The 8,326-nt window shown below is 73.2% G+C and carries 6 protein-coding genes; 5 read left to right on the top strand and 1 reads right to left on the bottom strand.

What is annotated here, in order from left to right; all coding sequences use genetic code 11:
• The first annotated feature begins 186 nt into the window (after window positions 1-186).
• Both ACQ5SO_RS21010 and rsmD read left to right on the top strand, forming a co-directional pair.
• Window positions 187-1,437, top strand: coding sequence for an aminotransferase class V-fold PLP-dependent enzyme (locus ACQ5SO_RS21010; protein WP_430943613.1), 1,251 nt, complete (start codon window positions 187-189; stop codon window positions 1,435-1,437).
• Window positions 1,437-2,039: a 16S rRNA (guanine(966)-N(2))-methyltransferase RsmD gene (gene rsmD, locus ACQ5SO_RS21005; protein WP_430943612.1), complete on the top strand. Its 603-nt coding sequence runs from the start codon at window positions 1,437-1,439 to the stop codon at window positions 2,037-2,039. The genes ACQ5SO_RS21010 and rsmD overlap by 1 nt, the downstream gene beginning before the upstream one ends.
• Before the next feature lie 160 nt (window positions 2,040-2,199).
• On the opposite strand, the gene ACQ5SO_RS21000 is transcribed toward rsmD, so the two are convergent.
• On the bottom strand, window positions 2,200-3,492 hold the full coding sequence (locus ACQ5SO_RS21000; protein WP_430943611.1) for a glycosyltransferase family 4 protein: 1,293 nt from the start codon (window positions 3,490-3,492) through the stop codon (window positions 2,200-2,202).
• On the opposite strand from ACQ5SO_RS21000, the gene ACQ5SO_RS20995 reads away from it, so the two are divergent.
• The 3 genes from ACQ5SO_RS20995 to ACQ5SO_RS20985 all read left to right on the top strand — a co-directional run bounded on the left by ACQ5SO_RS20995 (window position 3,491) and on the right by ACQ5SO_RS20985 (window position 8,183).
• Window positions 3,491-4,300, top strand: a complete 810-nt coding sequence (locus ACQ5SO_RS20995) for an alpha/beta hydrolase (protein WP_430943610.1) — start codon at window positions 3,491-3,493, stop codon at window positions 4,298-4,300. The two genes, ACQ5SO_RS21000 and ACQ5SO_RS20995, sit on opposite strands and share 2 nt — an antisense overlap.
• A 200-nt stretch (window positions 4,301-4,500) precedes the next feature.
• Entirely contained in the window at window positions 4,501-6,285 is a 1,785-nt protein-coding gene (locus tag ACQ5SO_RS20990) for a dipeptide ABC transporter ATP-binding protein (protein WP_430943609.1), read from the top strand.
• A complete protein-coding gene (locus ACQ5SO_RS20985; RefSeq protein ID WP_430943608.1) occupies window positions 6,282-8,183 on the top strand; it encodes an ABC transporter substrate-binding protein in 1,902 nt (633 codons plus the stop codon). The genes ACQ5SO_RS20990 and ACQ5SO_RS20985 overlap by 4 nt, the downstream gene beginning before the upstream one ends.
• The last annotated feature ends 143 nt before the right edge of the window (window positions 8,184-8,326 follow it).

Here is an 8,326-nt window from a genome sequence, read left to right as displayed (position 1 = left end):
CCCCCCCCCCCCCCCCCCCCCCCCCCCCCCCCCCCCCCCCCCCCCCCCCCCCCCCCCCCCCCCCCCCCCCCCGCGCCATCCCGCACCACCACCAACCGTCCCCCGGCGCCCGCCCCCTTCCTTCCCCCTCCCGTCCGGGCTACTCCTGCCCGTCAAAGCCGCATCAACCCGGAGCCGCCCGCCGCCATGACCGCCCCCGACGCCCTTCCGGCCTTCGACCTCGCCTTCACCCGCAGCCAGTTCCCGGCCTTTTCCGAGGACAGCCTCTCGGGCTGGGCGTTCTTCGAGAATGCGGGCGGCTCCTACATGTGCCGCCAGGTGGTGGAGCGCCTCCACGGCTTTCACAAGCGCACCAAGGTGCAGCCCTACGCGCCCTACCCCGCCTCGCGCACCGCGGGGCGGCTGATGGACGAGGGCCACGAGCGGATCGCCGAGTGGTGCTGCGCCGCGCCCGAGGCCGCGCTCTTCGGCCCCTCCACCACCCAGAACGTCGCCACCCTCGCCGCCGCGCTGCGCGAGACGCTGAAGCCCGGCGACGCCATCGTGGTGACCAACCAGGACCACGAGGCCAATTCCGGCGCCTGGCGGCGGCTCGAGAAGGCCGGGGCCGAGATCCGCGAATGGAAGATGCAAGGCGACGGCCGCCTCGACCCCGCCGACCTCGCCGCCCTTCTGGACGACAAGGTGCGGCTGGCGGCCTTCCCGCATTGCTCGAACATCCTCGGGCAGATCAACGACGTGAAGGCGATCTGCGCGATGATCCGGGACGCGGGCGCGCTGTCCTGCGTCGATGGCGTCTCGGCGGCGCCGCACGGGCTGCCCGATTTCGAAGACCTCGGCGCCGATATCTATCTCTTCTCCGCCTACAAGACCTTCGGCCCGCACCAGGGCGTCATGCTGATCCGGGAGGAGGTGAACCGGTCCCTGCCGAACCAGTCGCACTGGTTCAACGACGGCGCGCTGCGCAAGCGCCTCGTGCCCGCCGGGCCGGACCATGCGCAGGTCGCGGGGATGGAGGGCGTGGCCACCTATCTCGAGGCGCTCGAGAGCCGCCACTTCCCCGTCGGCGCCCCCTTCGACCGCCGCGCCGCGCGCCTGCGCCGCCTGATCGCCGCGCGCGAGGCGGAGCTGCTGGCCCCGCTGCTGGACTGGGCGAAGGACCGCGAGGGCCTGCGCCTGCTCGGCCCGGCGACCACCGAGAACCGCGCGCCGACCGTCGCCATGGTCCTGGATGTGCCGGGCGAGGAAGCGGCGGCGAAGCTGGCGCGCTGGAAGGTGATGGCGGGGGGCGGCGATTTCTACGCCGTGCGCCTGCTCTCGGCCATGGGCGTGGACCCGGCGCATGGCGTGCTGCGCCTCTCGTTCACCCACTACACCTCCGAGGCCGAGGTCGCGCAGGCGGTCGACGGGCTGTCGGCGATCCTCGGGGCCGACTGATGCGGATCATCGGCGGGCGCTTCAAGGGCACGCAGCTCAAGGCCCCCGGCGCGGCGGGGGGCGGGGCGGCGCATCTGCGCCCCTCGTCGGACCGCACGCGCGAGGCGCTGTTCAACCTGCTCGCCCATGGCGGCGAGGACCTGCCGGGGGGCGAGACGCCGCCGCGGGGCGCGCGGGTCCTCGACCTCTTCGCCGGGACCGGGGCGCTGGGGCTCGAGGCCCTGTCGCGCGGCGCGGCGAAGGTGTGCTTCGTCGATGACCATGCCCCGAGCCGCGGGCTGATCCGCGACAATGCCGAGCGGCTGGGCGTGACGGGCGAGGTGAAGATCTGGCGGCGCGACGCGACGAAGCTGGGGCCGAACCGGGGGGGCACGTTCGACCTGGTGTTCCTCGACCCGCCTTACGGCAAGGGCCTCGGGGAACGGGCGCTGGCGGCGGCGTTCGAGGGCGGCTGGATCGCCCCCGGCGCGCTGATCGTGTGGGAGGAACGGACGGGCGTGCCCGTCACGCCCCCCGCGGGCTGCACGCCGCTGGACGAGCGGTCCTATGGCGAGGCCACCGTCCGCATCCTGCGCGCCCCCGGATCCGTCGAAGAGGCCTGACCCCAGGCGCCCCGGCGGCGGAACGCCGCCTCCGCCCGCGAACGGGGGCTTGTCCCCCTTGAGCGGGCGGACACGCCCCTTAGAGCAAAAAAGAGGGGGTCCAGGGGGTCACCCCCTGGTCGGGGGGCTCGGGGGGCGGAAGCCCCCCGACACGCAACCCTCACCGCCCCCGCGTCACCTCGCGATACACCCCCAGCACCGCCTCCTGCATCCCCTGCAGGCTGAACATGGACGCGACGCGCGCGCGCCCAGCTGCGCCCATGGCTGCCGCCTCGGCCTCGGTCAGCGACAGGGCCTTCTGCATCGCGCCCGCGAGCGCCCCGGCGTCGCCGGGGGGGATCAGCCAGCCGGTGTCGCCATCGGCCACCGTCTCCTGCGCGCCGCCATGGTCGGTGGCGATGACGGGGCGCTTCATGGCCATGCCCTCGGTCGCCACCCGCCCGAAGGCCTCGGGCTTGTTCGACGCGCTGACCACCACGGCCGACAGCTTCAGCGCCGCGGGCATGTCGTCGACGCTGCCCGCAAGGCGCGCGACGTTCTCCAGCCCCGCATCGGCGATGGCGCGCGACAGCTCGGCCGCATAGGGCCCGGTCTCATCCCCGCCGATCATCAGGCAGAGGAAATCCTCGGCCCCGCGCATCTCGCGCAGGATGCGGGCGGCTTCGATGAACTCCTCCTGCCCCTTCCAGCGGGTCAGGCGTCCGGGCAGCGCAATCACCGGCCGCGGGTCCTCGACCAGCCCCCAGCGCAGCGCCAGCCCCTCGATCCGCTCACGCGAGACCGCGTCGGGGTCGAAGGCGGCGAGGTCTGAGCCGCGATGGATCACCCGGATATCCTTCGCGAAGGGGTGCCGCTCCCGGATCATCGCCGCGACATGTTCCGAGACCGCGATCACCGGCTTTCCGCGCGCCATGACGGAATTGTAGAAGCGCTTGCCCGGGAAGCCCTCGGAATGGACCCCGTGATAGGTGGTCACGAAGGGGATGCCGGCCGCCTGCGCCGCGCGCAGCCCGGCCCAGGCCGGGGCGCGGGAGCGGGCGTGGATCACGTCCACGCCTTCCGCCGCCGCCAGCTTCGCCAGCGCCCGCGCGTTGCGCCAGATCGAGAGCGGGGATTTCGCGCCGATGTCGAGGCGCACGAGCTCTCCGCCCGCGCGGTCGAGCCGCGCCTCCATCCGCCCCCCGCGCGAGGCGACGAGCGCCCGCCCCCCCGCCGCCACGATGGCGCGGGCGATGTCGAGGGCGCCGCGCTCGACGCCCCCCTGCTCCAGCGCCGGGACCAGCTGCAGGATGCAGAGCGGCGAGCCGTCCTTGCGCAGCAGCGGCGGGAAGGGGGCGAGCGCGTCCGCGGCCCCGCCGCCCGCGCCGCCCTCGGGGGCGTGGACAAGCCCGCCCCCCGCGGCCATGTTCGACCGCAGACCCGGACCAAGCCGCTGAAAGACGTACCCCGCCATGACCGACACCCTCTCGCCCGCGCCCGATTTCCTGGAGATGTCCGACGGGCGAAGGATCGCTTACCACAAGCTTAAGGGCAGATGCGACGCCGCACAGCCCGGGATCGTGTTCCTGGGCGGTTTCAAGTCCGACATGACCGGGACCAAGGCGGTGGCGCTGGAACGCTGGGCCGCCGCGCGGGGCCGCGCGTTTCTTCGCTTCGACTACACCGGCCACGGCGCGAGTTCGGGCGATTTCCTCGATGGCTGCATCGGCGACTGGGCGCGCGACGCAAAGGACGCGGTGGATGCGCTGACCGAGGGGCCGCAGATCCTGGTCGGCTCCTCGATGGGGGGATGGATCTCCCTGATCCTCGCGCGCGCCTCGGCGCAGTTCGGCGGGCGGGTCGCGGGGCTGGCGACCATCGCCGCGGCGCCCGATTTCACCGCCGATTCGATGGAGGCGTCGTTCACCGAGGCGCAGAAGGCGGAGATGGCCGAGACGGGCCGGATCGAGCTGCCCTCCGACTACTCGGACGAGCCCTATGTCATCACGGCCAAACTGATCGAGGACGGGCGCAATCACCTGGTGCTGCGCGATCCCCTCTCCCTGCCCTTCCCGGTGCGGATGATGCAGGGGACCGCGGATACCGACGTGCCGCAGGAGCGGGCGCTGATCCTCCTCTCCCACATCGCGTGCCCGGACCTGCGGCTGAACCTCGTGAAGGGCGCCGATCACCGGTTCTCGGAGCCGCGGGAGATCGCGATCCTCGGCGAGACGCTGGACGAGCTGACCCGGGCCTGCGCCGCCGCCGCCGGCGCGGGCTGAGGCGCGGGGGCCGCCGCCCCCCCGTCGCGCCCCGCCCTTCCCCCGACCTTCCCCCCCGCGTCGAACCGCCGCCCGCCCGTCCCGGCCCGCGTCATCGCGTGTTCACCGCGCCGCGCGTCCGGCGGGCCAAAGCGGTTGCCCCCGAGGCGCAGGCGGGCCATGCTCCGGCGCAAGGGGAAACGATGCCAAGGGGGGCGTCCATGACCGCGGCGAAGCCGCTTCTGTCCGTGCAGGATCTCTCGGTCGCTTTCGGCGCCGGGAAGGACGCTGCGACCGTGGTCGACAAGGTTTCCTTCACCCTGCGCCGGGGCGAGACGCTGGCCCTGGTGGGCGAGAGCGGCTCGGGCAAGACCGTCACCGGCAAGGCCCTGCTGCGCATCCTGCCCAAGGGCGCCCGGATCACCGGCGGCTCGGCCGTCTTCGCGGGCCGCGACGGCGCGCCGGAGGACCTCTGCTCGGTCCCCGAGCGGCGCATCCGCCAGATCCGCGGCGGGCGCATCGCCATGGTGTTCCAGGAACCGATGAGCTCGCTCTCCCCGCTCCACACCATCGGCCAGCAGGCCGCCGAGGCGGTGCGCCTGCACGCGCCCGGGGTGGACCCGAAGATGCGCTGCCTCGAGATCTTCGCCGACGTGGGCTTTCCCGACCCCGGGCGGGCCTGGGAGGCGTATCCGTTCGAGTTGTCCGGCGGGCTGCGCCAGCGCGCGATGATCGCCATGGCCATGGTCTGCCGCCCCGACATCCTGATCGCGGACGAGCCGACCACCGCGCTCGACGTCACCACCCAGGCGCAGGTGCTGGACCTGATCCGGCAGCTCCAGGAAGACACCGGCATGGGGGTGGTGCTGGTCACCCATGACCTCGGCGTCGTCGCCAACATGGCCGACCAGGTGACGGTGATGCGCAAGGGGCGCGTGGTGGAAAGCGGCCCCGTCGGCCCGGTGCTGGGCGCGCCCGCCCATGGCTATACCCGCGCCCTCGTGGCCGCGGCGCCGGAACTGCCCGCCGATGGCGGCCGGGCGGGGCATCTCTCGGACGACCCGATCTTCTGGGCGAAGAACCTCTCGAAGACCTACGAGGGCCGGCGCCGCGGCCTCGGCGCCCCGCCGCCCACCGTCAAGGCCGTGCAGGACGTGGAGCTGACCGTGGGCCGGGGCGAGACGCTGGCCGTGGTGGGCGAAAGCGGCTCGGGCAAGTCCACCATCGCCAAGCTGATGCTGCGCGCCGAGGAGCCCGACGAGGGCGCCGAGGTCGGCTTCCGCGGCAAGGGCGGCGAGGTGCAGGACGTGCTCGCCCTCGGGCCCGACGCGCTGAAGGCGTTCCGCCGCCGCGTCCAGATCGTGTTCCAGGACCCCTACGCGTCGCTCTCCCCGCGCATGTCCGTGCTCGACATCCTGACCGAGCCGATGCGGATCCACGGCATCGGCGCCGGGCCGCGCGACCGGCGCGACCGGGCCGCCGCGCTGATGGAGAAGGTGGGCCTGTCGCCCGACCATCTCGGGCGCTTCCCGCACGCCTTCTCGGGCGGCCAGCGCCAGCGCATCTCCATCGCCCGCGCGCTGTCGCTGGAGCCGGAGCTGATCGTCTGCGACGAGCCGACCTCGGCGCTCGACGTCTCGGTGCAGGCGCAGGTGCTGGCCCTGCTGAAGGAGCTGCGGGACGAGATGGGGCTCTCCTATCTCTTCATCTCCCATGACCTCACCGTGGTCGCCGATCTCGCCGACCGCGTCGCCGTGATGCGCCGCGGGCGCATCGTCGAGGAGGGCCCGGCGCGGATGCTGTTCGGCGCCCCCACCCACCCCTACACCCGCGCGCTGATCGCCGCGTCGCCCGAGCCGGACCTGGAGCGCAAGCTCGACCTGGCGACCGTGGCGCGCGGCGCCGGCGCCCCCGAGAGCTGGCCGGAGCCGTGGCGCTACGAGGGCGACGACGCCCCGCCGCTGCGCGAGGTCGCGCCGGGACATTACGTAAGGAGCGCAGCATGAAACGCCTGCACATGTGGGCCGCGTGCCTGGCCCTGCTGACCGCCATGGCCGGGCCCGCGCTCGGCTTCTCGCCGAAGGAAAGCACGGCCCTTTCGGGCGTCGTCGCCGCCGGGAACCTGCCCCCCGTGGCCGAGCGCGCCCCGTCCGAGCCGCTGGTCGTCGACCTCGCCGCCAAGGGGCGCGAGGCGGGCGTGCAGGGGGGCGTTCTGCGCACCATCTTCACCCGCGCCAAGGACATCCGCTACATGGTCGTCTACGGCTATGCGCGCCTCGTCGGCTATGACGCCGATTACGAGCTGGTCCCCGACATCCTGCGCGCGGTGGAGGTCGAGGAGGGCCGCAGGTTCACCATGCACCTGCGCGAGGGCCACAAGTGGTCCGACGGCGCGCCCTTCACCACCGAGGATTTCCGCTACTGGTGGGAGGACGTGGCCAACAACCCGCTCCTCGCCCCCTCGGGCCCGCCCGAGCTGATGGTGGTGGACGGGGTTCCGGCGACGCTCACCGTGGTGGACGAGACCACGATGACCTGGGAATGGCCGGCGCCGAACCCGCGCTTCCTGCCGGCGCTGGCGCAGGCGCGCCCGCCCTTCATCTATCGCCCCGCGCATTACATGAAGGCGTTCCACGAGACATACGCCGACACCGACGCGCTCGCGGCGCAGATCCGCGAGGCGCGCGCCCGCAACTGGGCGCAGCTGCACAACAAGACCGACCAGATGTACAAGTTCGACAACCCCGCGCTGCCGACGCTGCAGCCCTGGATGAACACGTCGGACAAGAACGGCCAGCGCTACGTGCTGGCGCGCAACCCCTACTATCACCGCTTCGATCAGAACGGCGTGCAGCTGCCCTATATCGACGGGGTCGACGTGGCGATCGCGGCCGGGGGCCTCGTCGCCTCCAAGGTCACGCTGGGGGAAAGCGACCTGCAGGTCCGCTCGCTCGGCTTCTCGGACGCGCCGGTGCTCAAGAAGGGCGAGAAGACCGGCGGCTATGACGTGCGCGTCTGGTCCAACGGCGCGGCGGCCGAGATCGCGCTCTACCCCAACCTCAACTACACCGATCCCGGCTTCCGCGCCCTGTTCCGCGAGGCGGATTTCCGCCGCGCGCTGTCGCTGGGGATCGACCGCAAGGCGATCAACAAGTCGCTCTATTACGGGCTGGCGAAGGAGCGGGCGATGGCGCCGCTCGAACAGTCGCCCTTCTTCAACCAGGACTGGGCCGACGCCTGGGCCGCGCATGACCCGGACCGCGCCAACGACATGCTCGACGCGCTGGGGCTGGACAAGCGCGACGGCGACGGCGTGCGGCTGCTGCCCGACGGGCGGCGGCTGGAGATCGTGGTGGAAAGCGCGGGCGAGCGCGGGGCGGAGAGCGACGCGCTGGAGTTGGTGGCCGAGGCCTGGCGCGACATCGGCGTGCGGCTGATCTATCGCCCCGTCGACCGCGACATCCTGCGCAACGCCGCCTATCGCGGCGAGGCGATGATGCCGGTCTGGTTCGGCTGGAACAACGGCATCCCCACCGCCGACGCCCCCCCGCGGGAACTGGCGCCGGTGGACCAGGCCAATTTCTCCTGGCCGATGTGGGGCCAGCACTTCCAGACCCAGGGCGCGGCGGGCCAGCCGCCCGAGACCGCCGAGGCGCAGCGGCTGCTGGCGCTGTTCAACGACTGGAACGCGGCGACCGAGACCGCGGACCGCGCGGCGGTCTGGCGCAAGATGCTGGCGATCCATGCCGACCAGGTGTTCGGCATCGGCCTCGTGAGCGGCGCGCCCCAGCCCGCCGCCGTGTCGAAGCGGCTGCGCAACGTGCCCGCCAAGGCGATCTGGGCCTGGGACCCGGGCGCGCATCTCGGCGTTCACCGGATGGACGAATTCTGGTTCGCCGAGTGAGGCGCCTCGGCGCCCGGGACGTCCCCCAAAGGCTTGCGGGCCGGCGCGCGCGAACGGACTGAGACCCGGCCGGGGGGGGGGGGGGGGGGGGGGGGGGGGGGGGGGGGGGGGGGGGGGGGGGGGGGGGGGGGGGGGGGGGGGGG

This window comes from Rhodovulum sp. DZ06, assembly GCF_050586345.1.
Lineage (GTDB): Bacteria > Pseudomonadota > Alphaproteobacteria > Rhodobacterales > Rhodobacteraceae > JBOCEF01.
Note: the sequence above shows the minus strand (reverse complement) of the source record. Positions and strands in the feature narration are given on the sequence as shown.

Coding starts and splice junctions, on each gene's coding strand:
- ACQ5SO_RS20995 (WP_430943610.1), top strand. CDS start 3,491: ATGACCGACACCCTCTCGCCCGCGCCCGATTTCCTGGAGATGTCCGAC.
- rsmD (WP_430943612.1), top strand. CDS start 1,437: ATGCGGATCATCGGCGGGCGCTTCAAGGGCACGCAGCTCAAGGCCCCC.
- ACQ5SO_RS20985 (WP_430943608.1), top strand. CDS start 6,282: ATGAAACGCCTGCACATGTGGGCCGCGTGCCTGGCCCTGCTGACCGCC.
- ACQ5SO_RS20990 (WP_430943609.1), top strand. CDS start 4,501: ATGACCGCGGCGAAGCCGCTTCTGTCCGTGCAGGATCTCTCGGTCGCT.
- ACQ5SO_RS21000 (WP_430943611.1), bottom strand. CDS start 3,492: ATGGCGGGGTACGTCTTTCAGCGGCTTGGTCCGGGTCTGCGGTCGAAC.
- ACQ5SO_RS21010 (WP_430943613.1), top strand. CDS start 187: ATGACCGCCCCCGACGCCCTTCCGGCCTTCGACCTCGCCTTCACCCGC.